Source organism: Streptomyces sp. NPDC050619 (assembly GCF_040654815.1).
In the GTDB taxonomy this organism is placed as follows: Bacteria; Actinomycetota; Actinomycetes; order Streptomycetales; family Streptomycetaceae; genus Streptomyces.
Genome location: NZ_JBFAIR010000050.1, coordinates 1 through 19,085 on the forward strand (window position 1 = coordinate 1; position 19,085 = coordinate 19,085).

The 19,085-nt window shown below is 70.6% G+C and carries 15 protein-coding genes; 7 read left to right on the top strand and 8 right to left on the bottom strand.

Going from position 1 to position 19,085, the window contains the following annotated elements; genetic code table 11:
- On the bottom strand, positions 1-140 hold a 140-nt coding region (locus AB0I77_RS47455), incomplete at its 3' end, for an FAD-dependent oxidoreductase (protein WP_363289236.1).
- A 367-nt stretch (positions 141-507) separates the two neighbouring features.
- On the opposite strand from AB0I77_RS47455, the gene AB0I77_RS47460 reads away from it, so the two are divergent.
- Genes AB0I77_RS47460 through AB0I77_RS47475 form a run of 4 tightly spaced genes read left to right on the top strand, consistent with a single transcriptional unit; the run spans position 508 to position 6,386 of the window.
- Entirely contained in the window at positions 508-2,361 is a 1,854-nt protein-coding gene (locus AB0I77_RS47460; RefSeq protein WP_363289181.1) for a glycoside hydrolase family 15 protein, read from the top strand.
- Positions 2,358-4,115 (top strand): pyranose oxidase, encoded by a 1,758-nt coding sequence (locus AB0I77_RS47465; RefSeq protein WP_363289182.1) that lies wholly within the window; start codon positions 2,358-2,360, stop codon positions 4,113-4,115. Before AB0I77_RS47460 ends, AB0I77_RS47465 begins: the two co-directional genes overlap by 4 nt.
- 30 nt (positions 4,116-4,145) lie before the next feature.
- Complete coding sequence (iolE, locus tag AB0I77_RS47470; RefSeq protein WP_363289183.1) at positions 4,146-5,084, top strand: myo-inosose-2 dehydratase; 939 nt, start codon at positions 4,146-4,148, stop codon at positions 5,082-5,084.
- Between the two features lie 42 nt (positions 5,085-5,126).
- The gene (locus tag AB0I77_RS47475; protein WP_363289184.1) at positions 5,127-6,386 is read left to right on the top strand and encodes a VCBS repeat-containing protein; all 1,260 of its coding nucleotides are present in this window, start codon (positions 5,127-5,129) and stop codon (positions 6,384-6,386) included.
- On the opposite strand, the gene AB0I77_RS47480 is transcribed toward AB0I77_RS47475, so the two are convergent.
- Complete coding sequence (locus AB0I77_RS47480) at positions 6,387-8,228, bottom strand: SIR2 family protein (protein WP_363289185.1); 1,842 nt, start codon at positions 8,226-8,228, stop codon at positions 6,387-6,389.
- A gap of 149 nt (positions 8,229-8,377) precedes the next feature.
- Between AB0I77_RS47480 and AB0I77_RS47485 the strand changes: the two genes are divergently transcribed.
- Together AB0I77_RS47485 and AB0I77_RS47490 are read left to right on the top strand one after the other, a co-directional pair.
- Positions 8,378-8,920, top strand: coding sequence for an SRPBCC domain-containing protein (locus AB0I77_RS47485; protein WP_363289186.1), 543 nt, complete (start codon positions 8,378-8,380; stop codon positions 8,918-8,920).
- A 66-nt stretch (positions 8,921-8,986) separates the two neighbouring features.
- Positions 8,987-10,192 carry an MFS transporter gene (locus AB0I77_RS47490; RefSeq protein ID WP_363289187.1) on the top strand — a complete coding sequence of 402 codons (1,206 nt, stop codon included), beginning with the start codon at positions 8,987-8,989 and terminating at the stop codon, positions 10,190-10,192.
- 76 nt (positions 10,193-10,268) lie between these two features.
- Here the strand turns inward: AB0I77_RS47490 and AB0I77_RS47495 are convergent, their stop codons facing one another.
- Positions 10,269-11,987, bottom strand: coding sequence for an L-lactate permease (locus AB0I77_RS47495; RefSeq protein WP_363289188.1), 1,719 nt, complete (start codon positions 11,985-11,987; stop codon positions 10,269-10,271).
- Positions 11,988-12,120: 133 nt separating this feature from the next.
- On the opposite strand from AB0I77_RS47495, the gene AB0I77_RS47500 reads away from it, so the two are divergent.
- A complete protein-coding gene (locus tag AB0I77_RS47500) occupies positions 12,121-12,774 on the top strand; it encodes a GntR family transcriptional regulator (protein ID WP_363289189.1) in 654 nt (217 codons plus the stop codon).
- A gap of 21 nt (positions 12,775-12,795) precedes the next feature.
- Here the strand turns inward: AB0I77_RS47500 and AB0I77_RS47505 are convergent, their stop codons facing one another.
- The 5 genes from AB0I77_RS47505 to AB0I77_RS47525 all read right to left on the bottom strand — a co-directional run bounded on the left by AB0I77_RS47505 (position 12,796) and on the right by AB0I77_RS47525 (position 18,846).
- Positions 12,796-14,526, bottom strand: a complete 1,731-nt coding sequence (locus tag AB0I77_RS47505; protein WP_363289190.1) for a trehalase family glycosidase — start codon at positions 14,524-14,526, stop codon at positions 12,796-12,798.
- Positions 14,527-14,603: 77 nt separating this feature from the next.
- A complete protein-coding gene (locus tag AB0I77_RS47510) occupies positions 14,604-15,425 on the bottom strand; it encodes a carbohydrate ABC transporter permease (protein ID WP_363289191.1) in 822 nt (273 codons plus the stop codon).
- A gap of 11 nt (positions 15,426-15,436) precedes the next feature.
- Positions 15,437-16,408 carry a sugar ABC transporter permease gene (locus AB0I77_RS47515; protein WP_363289192.1) on the bottom strand — a complete coding sequence of 324 codons (972 nt, stop codon included), beginning with the start codon at positions 16,406-16,408 and terminating at the stop codon, positions 15,437-15,439.
- A 20-nt stretch (positions 16,409-16,428) separates the two neighbouring features.
- Positions 16,429-17,676, bottom strand: a complete 1,248-nt coding sequence (locus AB0I77_RS47520; RefSeq protein ID WP_363289193.1) for an extracellular solute-binding protein — start codon at positions 17,674-17,676, stop codon at positions 16,429-16,431.
- Between the two features lie 123 nt (positions 17,677-17,799).
- The gene (locus tag AB0I77_RS47525; RefSeq protein ID WP_363289194.1) at positions 17,800-18,846 is read right to left on the bottom strand and encodes a LacI family DNA-binding transcriptional regulator; all 1,047 of its coding nucleotides are present in this window, start codon (positions 18,844-18,846) and stop codon (positions 17,800-17,802) included.
- Positions 18,847-19,085: the final 239 nt, after the last annotated feature.

Here is a 19,085-nt window from a genome sequence, read left to right on the forward strand (position 1 = left end):
TTCAGACAGACGCCACCCCAGTACTTCTCCTCGACGACCGCGACACTCTTGCCGAGCTGAGCGGCCCGGATAGCGGCGACATATCCGCCCGGGCCGGCGCCGAGAACGACGACGTCGAAGTGCTCGCCCTGCTCATCCATGGAAGGTTCCTTTCTGCTGGGGCGGTCGGCCTTCTGCGGGGCCGACGCGCTCCCGGTAAACAGCTCGTTCATCAATTCTGCGGCGGCCACCCGGACCGTCCTCCGCCAGCATGCTCCATCCCGATCTCCTCTCATGCCATCGGCATATGACAAGTCGCACTGGCGTCCACTCTGTGCCACCGTGATGGAGGCACCCACGGGCACGCTCAGGCGGTTTGCCCCGTCCACAGGTGCTCGGCGCACGGCCGGCACCGCGGCCCCGGGTGACCCATCAATCAACCGTCCATGCACGTGCCGCTTCGCCCTGCGTCCGCACGCACCGGCCGTGGCAGGCGCGAGCCCCCGGCCGATACGAGGGAGTGTCGGAATGGTCAGTGCCATCGAGGACTACGCCTTCATCGGTGACCTGCACTCGGGTGCGCTGGTGGGACGCGACGGGTCGATCGACTGGTTGTGCCTGCCCAGGTTCGACTCGCCGGCGTGCTTCGCCGCGCTGCTCCACGACGACAGCGCCGGCCGGTGGCTGCTGGCCCCGGCCGGGGGCGGCCTCGCGACGCGACGCCGGTACCGGGACGACACCTTGGTCCTGGAGAGCGAGTGGCACACCGCCGAGGGCAGCGTGCGCATCGTGGACTGCATGCCGCTGCGCGGCGAGGCCGCCGACGTGGTGCGCCTGGTCGAGGGTCTCAGCGGGCGGGTGACGATGCGGATGGACCTGCGGCTGCGTCCCGACTACGGCCGGATCATCCCGTGGGTGTACCGCGCGGGCAACGGACTGCGGGCCGTGGCCGGTCCGGACGCGTTCTGGCTGCACACCCCGGTGGAGGTGTACGGCGAGAACCTCACCACCCGGGCCGAGTTCAGCGTCGAGGCGGGGCAGCAGGTGCCCTTCGTCCTGACCCACAAGCCGTCCCACCTCGTCAGCCCCACGAAACCGGTCGACGCACTGCCGGCCATCGAGGCCACCGAGCGGTTCTGGCGGACCTGGATGAGCCGGTGCGGCTATCGCGGGCAGTGGGACGACGCCGTACGGCGCTCCCTGATCACGCTCAAGGCCCTGACGTACCAGCCCACCGGGGGCATCCTCGCCGCGGCCACCACCTCACTGCCCGAACAGCTCGGCGGCCCGCGCAACTGGGACTACCGCTACTGCTGGCTGCGCGACGCCACGTTCACGCTCCAGGCGCTCATCGGCACCGGTTACCTGGAGGAGGCGACCCAGTGGCGGGACTGGCTGCTGCGCGCGGTCGCCGGCGACCCCGCCGACCTGCAGATCATGTACGGCCTCGACGGCACCTGGCGGCTGCCCGAGTTCGAACTGGACTGGCTCTCCGGGTACGAGAACTCGCGCCCCGTCCGGGTCGGCAACGCCGCCACCCGCCAGTTCCAGCTGGACGTATGGGGGGAGGTGCTCGAGTGCTTCTACGTGGGCCGCGAGGCCGGGATGGCCGCGAGCGACACCGGATGGAACATGCAGCGGGCCCTCCTGGACTTCCTGGAGAGCAACTGGCAGGAGCCCGACCTCAGCCTGTGGGAAGTCCGCAGCGAGCCGCGCCACTTCACGCACTCGAAGGTGATGGCGTGGGCCGGCGTGGACCGGGCGGTGCGCTCGGTGCTGCACCACGGCCGCTGGGGCCCGGTGGACCGCTGGGAGAAGCTGCGCGACCGCATCCACGAGGAGGTCTGCGAGCAGGGCTTCGACGCCGAGCGGAACACCTTCACCCAGTTCTACGGGTCGAAGGGGGTGGACGCCGCCCTCCTGCTGCTGCCGCGCGTCGGCTTCCTGCCCTGGCACGACCCACGGGTCCGCGGCACCGTCGACACCGTGCGCCGCGAGCTGAGCGAGGACGGTTTCCTGCGCCGCTACCGGCCGGAGGCGGACGGCGGCACGGACGGCCTGCCGGGTTCCGAGGCCACCTTCCTGGTCTGCACCTTCTGGCTAGTCGACGCGCTGCACGGCACCGGCCGCCGGCAAGAGGCCCTGGAGTTGTACGAGCGGCTGCTGGACCTGCGCAACGACGTGGGGTTGCTCGCGGAGGAGTACGACCCGGCCACCGGCCGCCACCTGGGCAACGCACCGCAGGCGTTCAGCATGGTCGGTCTCGTCAACAGCGCGCTGTGGCTCAGCGGTACGACGGACATCACCTGCGTCGACGGCCACCGCGCCGGCGTCCGCGCCGCGGCCTCCCTGACCCCGGACCCCGCGAAAGGACGTCCATGAACGACATCGACGTGCCCCTCCCCACCGAGGCCGACGTACTGATCATCGGCAGCGGCCCCGTCGGGTGCGCCTTCGCCCGCAAACTGGTGGACGCAGGCAAGAACGTCCTGATGATCGACGCCGGGGCCCAGCTGTCCCGGCGCTACGGCGAACACCTCAAGAACAGCTACCTGTTCCAGAAGAACATCGACCTGTTCGTCTCCGTCATCAAGGGCAATCTGCTCCCCCTGTCGACCGCCACCAACAGGGAGCCGGTGCTCACGCTCGATCCGTCGGCATTCTCCTACGACCCGGACAAGTACGCCGGTTTCTCGATGCGCAACCAGAACCCGGAGCAGCGTGGCCACCTCAACCTGCCCGCGGCGGCGGCCACCTACGCGGTGGGCGGCATGGCCACCCACTGGACCTGCGCGGTCCCCCGCTTCCACCCCGAGGTGGAACGGCAGTACGCCGGCCGGCGCTACCCCATCGACGAGAAGCGGATGGACAAGCTCTACGACGAGGCGGAGTCCCTGCTCGCCCGCAGCACCTCCGTCTTCGCCTCCTCGGCCCGGCACCTGCTGGTCAAGCGCGTGCTGCAACGGGCCGGGGCGGAGTTCGCCGACGTCACCGAACTGCCCCTGGCGGTCAGCGACCGCGCCGACTCCGACCGGACCGCCGCGGTGACGTGGTCGGCCGCCGACACCGTCCTCGGCGATCTGGCCGACCCCGCCCACACGCCGTCGCAGGGCTCGTTCACCCTGCTGCCCGAGCACCAGTGCGTCCGGCTGGAGATCACCGGTTCGGGCAAGCACCAGAAGGTCCAGTACGCCCTGGTGCGCAATCTGCGCGACGTACGCGAGGAGATCCGGCTGCGGGCCGAGACGTACGTGGTGGCGTGCGGCGCCGTCCCGACGCCGCAGTTGCTGTTCAACTCCGGCGTCACGCTGCCCGCGCTCGGCCGCTACCTGACCGAACAGCCCATGTCCTTCTGCCAGATGGTGCTCCAGCAGGAGCACATGGACCACATCGAGGAGATCCTGCGCGCCACCTCCGGCGACGCCGCTTCCAGCGACACCGCTTCCGGTGGTGACCCTTCCGGCGGCGGCGATCCGGCCCGGGCCGCCGCCGACCGGGTCGCCCGCTACCGCGCCGCCCAGCTGAAGCGGCTGCACTCCGGCGACAAGTGCGCCGACCCGGTGCCCTTCCCGCCCGACGAACGCGACCCGAACCTCGCCCTGCTGGTGACCGACCGGCGCCCCTGGCACTGCCAGATCCACCGGGACGCCTTCACCTACGGCGCCGTTCCGCCCAACGTCGACCCCCGGCTCATCGTCGACCTGCGCTGGTTCGGCATGTCCCGGCCGCGCCCGGAGAACAGGGTCACCTTCTCCCGCGGGCTCCGCGACACCTTCGACATGCCGCAGCCCACCTTCCACTTCCGCCTCGACGAGGCCGAGCGGAAGGAAACGGACCGTATGAACGAGCACATGCTGCGCACCGCCGCCGCGCTGGGCGGCTTCATGCCCGGCTCCGAGCCCGTCTTCCTCACTCCGGGTCTGCCGCTGCACATCGCGGGCACCACCCGCATGGGCACGAGCGCGCTGGACAGCGTCGTGGACGAGTACTCCAAGGTGTGGCACATCGACAACCTCTACCTCGGCGGCAACGGCCTGCACCCCTTCGGCAACGCCTCGAACCCGACGCTCACCAGCGTCGCCATGGCGCTGCACGCGGCCGACACCATCGTCAAGGGCCACCCAGGCCACCCCTGACACCGACTCCCCCGAACCCTGGACCTCACCATGCCGGCACAGACCACCCCGCGCCCGGACGGCATCCACCTGGGCATCACCCCCACCTGCTGGACCAACGACGACTTCCCGCTCATCGGCGACCACATCCCCATGGAGCAGTGCCTCAGCGAGATCGCACTCGCCGGGTTCGAAGGGTGCAGCATCGGCCATACCTTCACCCCGGACGTCGACGCGCTGACCGCCGCGATGCACCTGCGCGGTCTCAGCGTGAGCGAACCGTGGGTGAGCACGTACTTCACGGTGCCCGACGGCTCCGCTCGCACCGCCCGCGAGCTGCTGAAGGTGCTGGAGTTCCTGAAGCAGTTCAACGCCGGCGACCCTCCGGTGAAGACCCGCACCATCGGCGTCGCCGAGTTCGGCAGGTCCGTCCATCTCCAGGCGCTCAGTCTGCGCAGCAACAAGCCGGAGTTCACCGACGAGCAGTGGGCCGATCTGTGCGACGGACTGAACAAGCTGGGCGAGATCACCGCGAGCCAGGGCTTCACCCTGGCCTATCACCCCCACATGGGCACCGGCGTCCAGACCGAGCAGGACATCGACCGGCTCATGCGGGACACCGACCCGCGGCACGTCGGCCTCCTGCTGGACACCGGCCATCTCACCTGGGCGGGGGCCGACCCGACGGAGGTCATCGAGCGTCACCGCGACCGCATCGCGCACGTCCACCTGAAGAACGTCCGCGGCGGCGTCCGCGCGGACCGCACCCTGGCCGACGGCAGCTTCCGCGAGTACATCGAGGCGGGCATCTTCACCGTGCCCGGCGACAGCGACGGCGACATCGACTTCGACACCCTCCTCAAGGTCCTCCGCCCGGGCGAGTCGTATCGCGGCTGGCTGGTGGTGGAGGCCGAGCAGGACCCGCAGGGCGGGCATCCGCCGCTGTACTACGCCCAGACCGCCCACGCCTACTTGGCCCGGGCCCTCTGACCCGACCCGACCGCACGCACCCTCTCACCGGAAGGCACCCCCATGGGCGCAAGCACTCCCCTGAACATCCGCGTCCCCCGGTTCACCCGGGAGGTCCTCCAGGACAACCTCAACGAGGGCTACTGGCTGGAGGCCCCCGACATCGACGGGGACACCCGGCCCGACCTGGTCGGCCACGGCCTCTACCTCGGCGAGATCTACTGGTACCGCAACCCCGACTGGCAACGGCGGCTGGTCGCCGACGGCTTCCACATGCCGATCGGCGCCCACTTCGGCGACATCTCCGGCAACGGCTACCCCGACCTCGTGGTCTGCTACGAGCTGTACGGCGCGGGTGGCCGCATCGACGACCCCGACCCCGAGGGCGGGAAGATCGACTGGATCGAGAACACCGGCAAGGTCGACTCCGAAACGCGCTGGGAGCGCCATTACATCGGCCGTGAGACCGGCATGCACCGGCTGCGCCTCGGCCACTTCACCCAGACCCGCAAGCTCGAGCTGATGGCCCTGCCTACCGTGGGGGCCCGGCATGTCCACGCCCTCGTGCCCGTCGTGCTGTTCACGCCCAACAACGACGTACGCCAGCCGTGGGACAAGCGCGTCATCGACGACACCCACTACCGGATGATCCACGGAGTGGAGATCCAGAAGAACCCGCTGCCGGGCAGCGAGCACCTCGACTCGATCCTGCTCGCCTCCGAGGAGGGCGTGACCTGGCTCCACTACGACGAGCGCGAGCAGGCGTTCACCACCACGCACATCGGCTCCGGCGAGCAGGAGCGGTTCGAGTGGACCGGCTTCAAGGGCAGCGGCGACGTCGGCGCGGGACGCGTCGGCGACGACCCGCACGCCTACGTCGTGGCCACCGAGCCCTTCCACGGCAACACCGTGGCGGCGTACGTCAAGGAACGGCCGGGCACCCCGGTGGCCGAGGCGACCTGGCGCCGCATCGTGCTGGACGTCTTCGGCGACCCCAACGAACTCGGCGAGGGCCCGAGCCATCAGATCGTCTGCGCGGACTTCGACAACGACGGCGACGACGAGTTCCTGGTCGCCCTGCGCGGGCCGTACCCCTGGCAGGGTGTCTTCTACTACAAGGCGCTGGACATCGCCGCCGGTGTGTTCGCCAAGTGGCGGGTGTCCTCGGACAGCGCCGCGCGGATCGCCATCGGCGACTTCAACGGAGACGGCCGGCTCGACTTCGCCACCATCGCCTACAAGGTCGACAAGTACTTCCTCGCCGAGGACGCCAAGCTCTGCCTGTTCCGCAACGACATCGAGGACGCCGTCGTCCGGCCGTAGTCACAAGGGCCGCTGTCCCTCAGCCCCCTCGTACCGCTCGGCACACAGCACATCCACGACGGCCGCGGCCGTATGCGCACGCTGGATGTCGCCGTCGAACGCGCCGCTGCGCAGCATCGCCCAACCGTCGGAGAAACGGGCCTGCACGCGCGCGGCCACCCGCAGCCGGCCGTCGCCGTCCCAGCGGTCCGGAAGGGTGAATTCGCCCGCTGTGACGGGGGTTTGTGAGAGGTCGGCCTGAAGCAGCGCGGTGAGGTACTCGAAGCAGTCGAAGGCGTCCGAGATCGCGCGGTCGCTGTCGGCGGCCGGTTCGGCGAGCACGTCCCGCAGCCGTTCGCGCAGCCAGGTGCTGTGCGAGGTCTGGACGAGTGCCGGGGGATGCGGCTCGGCCACGAGCGCGTTGAGGAGTTCGCCGCCGCCGAGGACGTCCCCCGCGCACAGGGCCAGTACGGCGGGCTCGTTCGCGGCCCGGCGGGACGCGGACGGTTGGGCCACGACCGGTTCGAGCAGCAGCCGGCCGAGCAGATCGTCGCGCCCGGCCAGTACGGCGGCGCTGCCGGCGGCGGACAGGGCGAGCAGGGCCGGGTAGAGGTGCGGCCGAAGATCCTGCTCGTCTCCGCCGTCCCCGGGTATGTTCAACAGCCGTTGCAGCGCCCGCACCCATACCCGTGCGTGCACGCCGGCCTCGTCGTGGAACGCCCCTACGGCGAGGAGGTGCAGCAGCGTGTCGCAGTCGCTCCGGTACCGCTCCAGCAGCTCCCGGTACGCCTCCGGGTCCGCGGCCCGCTCGCCGGGCGGATACCGGCCGTCGTCCGAGAGGCGTTCCACGACCCGCGACGCCTCGGCGTCCACCAGCTCGTGCAGGTCGATGCGGCGGACCGGATCGGGCAGCGCGCGTTTGAGGCGGGCCACGGACAGTTCACGGGTCGGCGCGGGCTGCGTCAGGTGTTCCAGGGCCTCGACCCGGGCCAGCAGGCCGGGGAAGAACTCCTTCGCCGTCAGGCCCCGGACGACCACGGCGCCGTGCCGGGCGACGAGTTCCGCGGCCTTGCCCCGAGGGCCGTGCGGGGCGGCCCAGAACACGGGGTAGCGGCGTGTGGCGCGGCGCTCGAAACAGGCGGCCAGCGCCTGGTCCCACTGGGCGGACCAGCCGCAGACGATCAGTCCGTACTCCTCCAGCACCTGGTCCACCAGCCCGGCCCAGGCGGCCGGGTACTCCCCCAGCTCGCGCTCGGTGTTGCGGGCCTCCAGGTCGGTCAGGTCGCCGTGCAGTTTGACGACCGTGGCCCGGGCGTGCGCCAGCGGCGTCATCCCGAGGAGGCTGCCCGGACTGTGGACGACCTGCGGCTGCACGCCCGCGGCTTCCAGGGCCTGCTCGGTGAGCCGGTCGAAGTTGGTGGTCAGCACCACGCGCACCCAGCCCCGCGCCACCAGTCGAGCCACCGCGTGGTGCGCCGCCCCGGGCCGCTTGAGTCCGTCCTGCCGGTCCTCGCCGTCCGGTTCGAAGTAGCCGCGCAGCAGCTTGTGCCGGGCGGCCGGGGTGTTGCCGAGCGCCTCCAGCAGGGCCGAGTAGCCGAGCGGTCCGCCGTCGCCGTGGCGGGACCACCAGGACTCCGGGTCGGTGACGGCGAGTTCCTCGTCCGCGCCTCGTGCGACGGCGGCCCGGTGCACCAGGTCGGTGACGATCTCCCACCCCGTGGGCACACCGGCCTCCCGCGACATGCCCGCACCGAGCAGCAGTGCGTACACGCCGGGCCCGGCGTGTACGCACATGGCGAGCGAGACCACGGGATCGAGACCTCGCACCGCCGCTGCCGCTGTCGGCCTGTCGCGCTCTGTCATGTTCTCACTGTGCGTCGACACCCTCCGGATCGCCTCCCGGCGCACCCGCACACCAACTTTCGAGTAATGACACCCGATATGACACTTTTGGTGTGGGTATTGGTGATTCGGCGACAACCGCGGCTCACGGAAGGAAGGACACCCCCCTGATGACCACGCAGAACGCGATCAACTGGCCCGAGAACTACCTGCCCGGCACCGGCGACAACTTCGTCTCCAACGAGGTGATCGTGCAGGGCGTCACCGCCGCCCAGGTCTGGCGCTGCCTGACCGACACCTCCACCTGGGAGTCGTACAACGACAACATCGCCGGCATCTCCTTCCCGGAGGGCGGCGGCCCCGTGCTGAAGGACGGAGTCGTCTTCACCTTCGACCCGGTCGGCTTCCCGTCCGTGCGCACCCAGCACGCCCGCGTCGTCGAGTTCCGGGCCCCGGCGCAGGGCGTCCCGGGCCGCCTGTCCTGGAGCGCCGGCCAGGACGGCCCGCCCGAGGAGCGGCTCGACGTACTGCACGCGTGGCTGGTCGAGGACCTGCCCGGCGGCCGGGTCCGCGTCCTCACCCAGGAGACGCAGATCGGCCGCCCCGCCGCCGAACTGGCCCGGCGACTCCCCGACCCGATGCTCAACGGCCACCAGGCCTGGTTGAACGGCCTGATCAGGGCCGCCTCCGGCAGGCTCGTCACGAAGGGGTGAGGGAGTGCCGACGTACGGCGGCGCCTCGAGCCGCAAGCGGCGGCGGGCGAGGTTACCGTCGGCGGTATGGATGGTGATCTTCGAGTCTGGCGCCAGTGCCTGCTCAGCGGGGCGGTGTTCGCCGTATGCATGGCGGGCACGACGCTGCCGACTCCCCTCTACGGCCTCTACCAGGAGAAGTTCGGTTTCTCCGAGCTCACGGTCACCGTCGTGTACGCCGTCTACGCCGTCGGGGTCATCGGCGTGCTGCTGCTGGCGGGCAACGCCTCGGATGCCCTGGGCAGGCGGCCGGTGCTGTTGTGGGGCCTGGGATTCGCGGCCGCGAGTGCCGTCTGCTTCCTGATGGCCACTGCCCTGGGCTGGCTGTACGCGGGACGGCTGCTGTCGGGCTTGTCCGCCGGCCTGTTCACCGGGGCTGCCACGGCGTACGTCATGGAGTTGGCGCCGCGCGGCGGCGCCTCACGGGCCACGTTCGTGGCGACCGCCGCGAACATGGGCGGGCTGGGCTGCGGTCCGCTGCTCGCCGGGGTGCTCGCACAGTACGCCGACTGGCCGCTGTACCTGCCCTTCGCCGTTCACCTCGCCCTGGTGGCCTGCTCGGGCGCTGTCCTGCTGCGGCTTCCGGAGACCGTGCGGGAGCCGCGGCCACTGAGCACCGTACGGCCGCAACGGCCCGGGCTGCCCCCGCGGGTGCGGGCGGTCTTCGGGCCGGCGGCGGCCGCCTCCTTCGTGGGGTTCGCCCTATTCGGGGTGTTCACCTCGGTCAGCCCGTCCTTCCTGGCCCAGTCCCTGGACGTGCACAACCACGCGGTGAGCGGGCTGGTCGTCGCGCTGGCCTTCTTCGCCTCGACCGCCGGGCAACTGGCCGTCGGCCGGGTCGGCGTGGGCCGGTCGCTGCCCCTGGGCTGCGCCGCGCTCCTCGGCGGGCTGGCACTGCTGGCGGGCGCGCTGCGGTGGGATCTGCTGCCGCTGGTGGTGCTGAGCGCGATCGTCGGCGGGGCCGGGCAGGGGCTGGCGTTTCGCGGGGCACTGTCCGCGGTGGCCGAGGCGTCCGACGTGGACCAGCGCGCGGCCGTGATCTCGGCGCTGTTCGTGGTGGCTTACGGGGGTATCTCGGTGCCGGTCATCGGGGTGGGGCTACTGGCGGGACCGATCGGCCTGGAGGGCGCCGGGCTGGTGTTCATCGCGTGCATGGCTCTTCTGGTGTCGACCGCGGGCGTCTACCTGCTCCGGCGGCCGGTACCGGCGACGGAGGCGGGTGGGGTGCGCTAGGGAGTGGTGGGCACGCCGGTGGCACCGGTCGAAGACCGGTGCCACCGGCAGATGATCCGCCGGGCTCCTGCGCGGTTCAGACGGTCATCCAGCCCAGGACCGGGGTCGACTGGAGGTAGATGATCACGGCGAACCCGGCGAGGAGACCGAGGCTCCAGCCGAGCACCTTGCGGAAGATGATGCTTTCGCTGCCTGACATGCCGATCGCCGCCGCCGCGACGGCCAGGTTCTGCGGCGAGAGCATCTTGCCGAGGACACCGCCGGTGGAGTTGGCGGCGGCGAGGAGCACCGGGTCCAGTCCGGTCTGGTGCGCCGCGGTCACCTGGAGGACGCCGAAGAGCGAGTTGGCCGACGTGTCGGAGCCGGTCACCGCGACGCCCAGCCAGCCCACGATCGGGGAGAAGAGGGCGAACGCCGCGCCGGTCTGGGCCAGTGCGGTGCCCAGGGTGACGGTCTGGCCGGAGAGGTTCATGACCCAGGCCAGCGCGAGCACCGACGTCACGGTGACGAAGGTCCAGCGCAGTTGGTGCAGCGTCGCGCCGTACGCCTTCACCGCGCGGCCCGGGCCCACCCGGTACAGCGCCATCGTGAGCAGGCCCGCGACCAGCAGCACCGTGCCGGCCGCCTTGATGTGCTCCAGCTTGAAGGTCACGGCCCCGGCGGGCTGGCCGGCCGCGGTCTCGACCTCCAGGCCGGGCCAGGAGAACTGGGTGACGCCATCGGTGGCCAGCCAGTCCTTGACCGGGCCGATCTGGGTGAGCGCGAAGAGGGCGACGATGATGAGGTAGGGGGCGAACGCCATGAGGGCACTGCCCTCGCCGCTCTCCGACCGTTCCGCCTGCTCTCCGAGCCCGGTGCGCCCTCCCTTGGCACCACCCGAGCCGCCCGCACCAGTACGGGCTCCGGTTCCGGCGCCGACCGCGACGGGCGGTGTAGCGGCCGGTGCCTCCTGGTGGGTCTCGTCCCGCTCCGTCTGGACCTCGCTCGGCTGCCAGACGCGCAGGAAGCCGAGGACCGCCACCAGCGCGACGACGCCCGCGATGATGTCGGTGACCTCGACGCTGATGTAGTTCGCGGAGACGAACTGGGCGACTGCGAAGGTCAGTCCGGCGACCGCCGCGACGGGCCAGGTCTCCCGGACACCACGGCGACCGTCGAGGAGGAACACGAGGACGAGCGGGATGAACGCGGCGATCAGCGGGGTCTGCCGGCCGGCCATCGCTCCGAGGTCGTCCAGGGGCAGCCCGGTGACGCCGGCCAGCGTGGTCAGCGGCACCGCCATGCTGCCGAACGCGACCGGCGCGGTGTTGGCGACCAGTGCCACGGTCGCCGCCTTGAGCGGGGCGATGCCCACCGCGACCAGCATGACCGCCGTGATGGCCACCGGGGCACCGAAGCCCGCCAGCGCCTCGATCAGAGCACCGAAGCAGAACGCGATCAGGATGCCCTGTACCCGCTGGTCGGTGGAGACGGTGCGGAACGACCGCCGCAGCACCGCGAACCAGCCCGTTATCTCGGTCATCCGGTAGATCCACAGCGCGTTGACCAGGATCCACAGGACCGGGAAGAGCCCGTAGAAGCCGCCCTCCGCCGCGCCGGACAGCGCCTGCGAGGCAGGCATGCCCCACACCCCCACGGCCAGGGCGAGGGCCAGCACCAGGGAGGCGACCGCCGCGACCTGGGCTCGCACGCGGAAGACGCCGAGCAGCACGAACAGGGTGAGCAGGGGCAGAGCCGCGCACAACGCGGACCAGTACAACGATCCGGCCAGCGGATCGAGGACCTGGGTGTACATGGAACCTCCCGGAGCGGCGGCACTGCCGCGTGGAGCAGTAGGTTCGTTAACTTGTAAGACAAGTACTCATGACAGTCAAGGGTTCCTGTATGGTAACTTGACGAGGTTGGCTCATCACCCATGGGGAGGCGTGATGGCGGGGCGCCTACAGGCGACATCGCTGATCGATGCGCTGGTCGTCGAACTTCGCGAACAGATCCTTGACGGACGTCTCAGCGGCGGGACAGCGCTCACCGAAACAGAGGTCGCCGGCCAGTACGAGGTGGCACGCCCCACCGCGAAAGCGGCGATCGAACGGCTGACCGGCGAGGGCCTGTTGCGGCGCGGCGGTGCCCACAAGAGCGCCCGCGTCCCCGTCTTCGACGCCGACGACATCGCCGACCTCTACTTCGCCCGCACCTGCCTGGAACGCCAGGTCATGCGTGAACTGGCGCAGCGCCGGCTGATCCCGGCCGCCGCCCACACCGCGCACGAGGACATCCGCAAGGTGGCCGCGGTGGAGGACTCCACGGTCGACGCGGTGGAACCCGACGTCCGATTCCACCGCTCACTCGTCGACGCCGTCGGCAGCCCCCGCCTGAGCCGGGCACACGCCTCGATCATGGGCGAGATGCGCCTGTGCATGGCTCAGGTCCAGACGAACAAGCTGCTCAGCATCGCCGAGATCGCCGACGAGCACGAGGCGATCCTGTCCGCCATCGCGGACGGCGATCCCGAGCGCGCGGACCTGGCCCTCGCCGCCCATCTCACCCGAGCGAGCGAACAACTCCGCAGCCACACACTCTGACGCGGCGGCCGGTCAAGGGCTTCAGTGGCTGCCTCGGCGTGCGTGTGCCTCGGCGAGGAGGAGGTAGCTGCTGGCGGTCCAGGTGTAGGCGCGGTCGCGCAGGCCCGTTCCGGTCAGGGCATCGAAGTTCTCGGCGAAGCCGTACGTTTCGCACAGGGCGCGGAAGCGGGCGCTGATCTCGTCCGCCGGACGGTGGTGGCCTGCCCGGCGCAGACCGTCCTCGATGAGGACCGTGGCGGGGGCCCAGATCGGGCCGCGCCAGTAGCCGTCGGAGCGGTAGTGCGGCGAGGTGGGCAGCTCGGTGGCCAGGCCGTACGGGGTCAGGTGGGCCTCGATCCGGTCGGCCAGCACGCCGCTGATGTCGTCCGGCAGGTGCTCGCCCAGCACGATGGGCATCAGGTCGAGCAGGCTGGAACTGCTCCAGGTGTCCCCGGTGCCGACACCGCGGGCGACGAACCGGTCGCCGCTCCAGAGCTGGTCGAGCATCGCCGCCTGGGTTTCCGCGGCCGTGCGGGTCCACCGGCGAGCCTCCTCCGGCTTCCCCAACTCCGTGGCCAGCTCGGCAAGTTGGTGCAGTTGGAGAACGAGGAAGGCGGACAGGTCGGCGGTGACGACCACGCGTTCGGGGTCGAAGGTGGTGGCGTTGTCCCAGCCGCTGTCGTTGCCGTGCTGGTAATGGGGCAGTTCAGCGCCCGGTGCTCGCCGTGCGGTGAGCCAGAAGCCGGTCCAGCGTTCCAGCCTGTCGTACGTCTCGGTCAGTTCGGCCGGCCCCAGCGGCATGCTCAGCCGACGGCGCAGGTGAGCGAACGCCCAGCCGTGGATGGGCGGTTTGACGAAGTTGTGGAGGATCTCGGAGTGGGTGACCGAGTCGGGCAGCGCCCCGCTCTCGTCCTGGTGGTCGAAGGGCAGGTGGTACTGGTCCCAGGCCAGTTCGGGGCATCCGGGGGCCAGGGCGAGGGCGTTGAAGCAGTGGTCCCAGCTCCAGACCTTGTCCATCCAGTGCTTGGACATCAGCACGGCAGGCCGCGTGACCAGGCCCGTCGGCCGTACGGTCGCGGACCACACGACGTAGGCGGCGAGTTCGGCGGCCGGGGTGGCGGACGAGCGCCAGGGGGCCACTGTGTCGACGAAGTCCGCGAAGGAGTTCCGCGCGGTCTCGACGATCTTGCCGAAGGCCGCCGAAGGCGCGTACGGCGGGCGGGCCGTGTCGAGTTCCTCGACCGCGATCTCCCAGGGACCGTCGGCGGCCACGGTGAGGCCGCGATCACCGCTGCCCAGGGCCTGGCCGCCGAACGTGTCGGTCACGGTGCCACAGAGCACGGTGACGCGGTAGCGGCGTCCGGTCTCGTACGACGTGAAGACGTGCGCGTCGGCGGCGGCGTCGTGGAAGAAGTAGGTGCCGCTGAACGGGGTCAGCGTCCGGGCCGTCGCCAAGACGCGCAGCGCCAGCCCCGCACCGCGCAGGCGTACGGTGTCCGGCGACTCGTAGGCGAGTTCGACGCGGCCCGCCGGATGGATCCAGCTCAGCAGACCCGGTGTCGCCTCCACCCGGGTCTCGGCCCGGTCGCCCGTCGCCCCCTCCAGCGGCACCAGGCTCAGGACGGCGTGCATGCCGTTCTGGTGCGAGACGAGGTGGAGGTCCTCGGCGTACGTCTTCTCCGCCACCACGGGCGAGATGTCGAACCAGGATCCGCGCGTGCTGAACGGGACGTCGCGGACGGAGAAGGGGGGGCCGGATCTGTCGGCGGTCATGAAGTGTCACTCGTTTCTCGGGCAGGGGTGGCCGACCGTCCGGCGGATGGCCGGTGGGGCCGTGGCGAAGGTCGGGATCAGTCCTTGACCGCACCGGCGGTCACACCGGCGGCGACATAACGCTGAGCGAGGACGAGGATGACCGCGGCCGGCAGCGAGGCCACGACGGCGGTGGCCATGATGGCGTTCCACTCCTGGTTGTTGTTGCCGATGTAGTGGTAGATGCCGAGGGTGATCGGCTCGTGGGCGCCGCCGCCCGCCAGGGTGCTGGCGAAGACGAAGTCGGACCAGGACCACAGGAACGCGAACAGGGACACCGTGACGACGGCGTTGCGGCTCATCGGCAGGACGATCGACCAGAAGGTGCGCAGGGGCCCGGCGCCGTCCGTCTTCGCCGCCTGGAGCAGTTCGCCGGGGATGCCGGACATGAACGCGGTGAAGATGAGCACCGCGAAGGGAACGGCCAGGGTGGAGTCCGCGATGATCAGGCCGGGCACGGACTGGAGCAGGCCGAGGCTGAGGTAGATGGCGTAGAAGCCCATCGCCATGATGATGCCGGGGATCATCTGGGCGGCCAGCAGGACGAAGCCGAGGATGCCGCCGCCCCGCGGGCGCAGTTTGGCCAGCGCGTAACCGGCGGGCGCGGCCAGCGCCACGGTCAGCGCGACGGTGCCCAGGCCGATGACGAGGCTGGTGCCGAGGTAGGGCAACTGCTGGTCCAGGACGGCCCGGTAGCCCTCCAGGGTGGCGTTGGCGGGGAACAGGTCCGGTGGGCTCTTGCGCATGTCCTGGTCGCGGGTGAAGGACACGTTCAGCATCCAGTAGACCGGGAAGAGCATGATCCCGGTCAGCAGGAGGCCGATGGCCGTCTTCCACCAGGTACGGCTGCGTCGGTTCATGGCGGTTCCTGTCATGACAGCCCCTGCTTTCGCTGGACCCTCATATAGATCAGGCCGAAGACCAGGGCGGCGACGACCAGCAGGTTGCCGACGGCCGCCCCCGGGCCGAAGGCGGGCAGCAGGTTGCCGAAGCCGAGCTGGTAGGACCAGGTGGCGAAGGTGGTGGACGAGTCCGCCGGGCCGCCCTTGGTCATGATCCAGATGATGTCGAAGACCTTGAGCGTGTAGACCAGCCCCAGGAGCAGGGTGATCGCGGACACCGGGCGCAGCAGCGGGAAGGTGATGCTCCAGAACCGCCGCCACGCACCCGCCCCGTCGAGGGCGGCAGCCTCGTACAGGCCGGCCGGGATGGACTGGAGGCCGCTGTAGAGCACGACCAGGTTGAACGGCACGCCGACCCAGACGTTCGCGATGATCACCGAGGTCAGCGACCAGGACGGCGAGGTCAGCCAGTTCACCGGGCCGATGCCGACAGCGTGCAGGGCGGCGTTGACGACGCCCGATTCGCTGTTGAGCATCCAGGACCAGGTGGAGGCCGACACGATCAGCGGCAGCAGCCACGGCACCAGGAACAGGGCGCGCAGGGTCGCGGAGAGCCGGAAGTTCTGGTTGAAGAAGACCGCGAGCGCCAGGCCGATGACGTACTGGAAGGCCAGGCAGACGGCGGTGAACACCACGGTGTGGAGCAGGGCGGGGGCGAAGGTCGGGTCGTCGAGGACGGTCCGGTAGTTCGCGAGGCCCGTGAACGGCGCGTCGCCCTGGACGAAGGAGCGGACGGTGTAGTCGCGCAGGCTCAGGTCGATGTTGCGGAAGAGGGGATAGGCGTAGAAGAGGGCGAGGTAGAGGACGACCGGGGCGAGGAAGGCCCATGCGGCCCACTGCTGGGAGCTGGGGCGGCGCCGCGCCCGGGGCGGTGCGGCGGGGGCCGCACCCGGGCTGTTCCTCACGGGCCGGCGGTGCGGCACTTGTGTCGTGTTGCTCATGAACGGGCCCTGGGTCCTGGTTACTTGACGGCGGACTGGGCGGCGGCCAGCGCGTCCTTGGGAGACTTCGAGCCGCTGAGGGCGGACTGGACGGCCTTCCACAACTGCTCGGAGATCTTGGGGTACCGCGTGCCGAGGTCGTCGCTGGTGCGGCCCTTGGCCGCCTTGACCGCTTGCACCCAGGGCTTGAGCTTCGGGTCGGCCGCGACCTGCTTGTCCTGGACCTCGGTGGTGGGGGCGACGTAGGAGAGGGTGGTGTCGGTGTCGTACAGGTTCTGGGTGCTGGTCAGGCAGGTCGCGATCTTCTGTGTGGTGCCATAGCGGCCGGTGTCGCCCTGGACCGGGACGGTGACGAACTCGCCGCCCGTCGGGGCCGACGCGCTGCCTCCGTCGGCGGCGGGGACGGGTATGACCCCGTAGTCGAAGCCGGCCTTCTCGGCGTTCGCGAGCTGCCAGGTGCCGTTCTCGCCGAACGCGTAGTCGCCGGTCGCGAACTCCTGCCAGCTGGTGGTCTGGGTGTTGTTCAGCACGGAGTTGGGGGCGTAGTCCTCGGCCAGCCAGTCCTTCCACAGGGCCAGCGCGGAGACGGCCTGGCCGGAGTCGAGTGCGGTCAGCTCGGCGCCCGCGCCCCAGAACCAGGGCAGGAACTGGAAGCTGCCCTCCTCCGTGCCGATCGCGGAGAAGGTGATGCCCTTCTTGCCCGCCTTCTTGACCTTGGCCAGGGCCGCGGTCAGCGATGTCCAGTCCTCGACCGAGGCGATGTCGACCCCGGCCGCCTTCAGGACCTCCTTGTTGTAGTAGAGGGCGAGGGTGTTGGCGCCGATCGGGGTGCCGTAGGTCTTGCCGCCCGACTGGCCGGCCGCGAGCAGGTTGGGATCGGCCTTCGAGGTGTCGAGCTTGTTGTCGTCGGTGCTGGTGAGGACGCCCGCCTCGGCCAGGGTCGACACCACCGGGTTGTCGACGACGAGGACGTCCGGGGAGTTGCCCTGCTGCGCCGCCAGCAGCGTCTTGTTCGCCAGGTCGCTGGTGTCGAAGCCGGTCCGCTCGATCTTCACGCCGGCCTCGGTGCCGCAGGCGTCGAGCAGCTTCGCCCATGCCGAGCCCTTGGCGAACTGCGGGTACGGGTCCCAGACGGTGTACGTGCCGTTGTCCGCCGCCTTGGTCCCGGTGCCCCCCGAGCCGGAGCCGCAGGCGGTGGCACTGGTGGCGACGGCCAGGGCGGTCAGGGCCGCGGCGGTCAGGCGACGCCTTCTGGAGAAGCTGTTCATGGCGGGGGTCCTTTGGTTTTTGGCATGCGGGTGCTCTTCGGCACGCGGGCGTTTTCTGGCATGCGGGTGCCGATGGCGTGGGTTCGAGCGCCCGGTGGGGTGAGGAAGGGGACAGGGACGCGGTCAGGGCGTCGTATCGGCCCCGGTGTCCGCGATGGGCCTGGCTCCCGCGGGCCCGGTGCTGGCCCGCAGGGAGATGGGTGGGGTGAGGAGGTGGTGCCGGGGCGGCGCGTCGGGATGGTCGAGTCGCTCCACCAGCAGGTCGACGGCGAGACGGCCCATCTCGGACGCCGGTACGTCCGCCGCGGTGAGCTGCGGGGTCACCGTCTCCGCCCAGCGGCCGGCCACGACCCCGGTGACGGAGAAGTCACGCGGCACATGGCGGCCGGCCTCGGACAGCCCCCGGTAGAGGCCGCCCAGCGCGGCCTCGTTCAGCGTGACCAGGGCGGTGGTGGCCGGCTCGTCGTGCAGGATCCGCTCCACACAGGTCTGGCCGGAGGCGGCGTCGTCCCCGCAGCAGTACGTCCTGACGGTCAGCCCGCGCTCGGCCGCGGCCTTCGTGAAACCGTCCAGGCCCCGGTGCGCGGACTCGTACCCCGCCCGCAGCAGCTGCTCGGGACGGTTGACGAAGGCGACCCGGCGGTGGCCGAGATCCGCCAGGTGGTGGACGCAACGCTCGACCAGCGTGGTGTGGTCCAGAGCCACCCACCAATCGCCCTCGGGACGAGCGGTACGGCCGATGGCGACGGAGGGGAAGTCCAGGGTGGCCAGGTGCTCCACCCGGTCGTCCTCGAGCCTGATCTCCATCAGGATCGCGCCGTCGACCCGCCGCTCGGCCAGCAGCCGCTGGAAGGAACGGTCGCTGTCCGCGCCGCTCGGGGAGAGCAGCACGTCGTAGTCGTAGGCCGCCGCGGCCTCCACCACGCTGCCGATGAAGTCCAGCTGCATTCCCGTGTAGTGGTTCCCGGCCGGCGGGAAGACCAGGCCGAGGGTGCTGGTCCGCCCGTTGGCCAGCGCACGGGCACTGGCGCTGGGCCGGTAGCCCAGCTCGTCGACCACCTGCTGGATCTTGCGGCGCGTGTCGTCCGAGACCGGGCGCTTGCCGCTCAGCGCGTAGGACACGGTGCTCCGCGAGACACCGGCCCGCCGGGCGATCTCACCGATGTTCACGGCAACTCCTTGCTCGAACCGGTTCGATACCTCGGGGGAGGAAACCGTCCACCGGACGCGTGAGGCTGAGAGGGAAGAGAGACGACGGCCGGTTGTCGAACCGGTTCGCGTGAAGTGACGGTAGGAACAGGCCGGGCGGCTGTCAACAGTTCGGACCACGCTTTCCGTAAGGTCCCCGCGATCCGGCGTACACAGCGGAGGTTCCCTGTGTCGAGGGGATTGCTGGCCGGTTTCCTCGG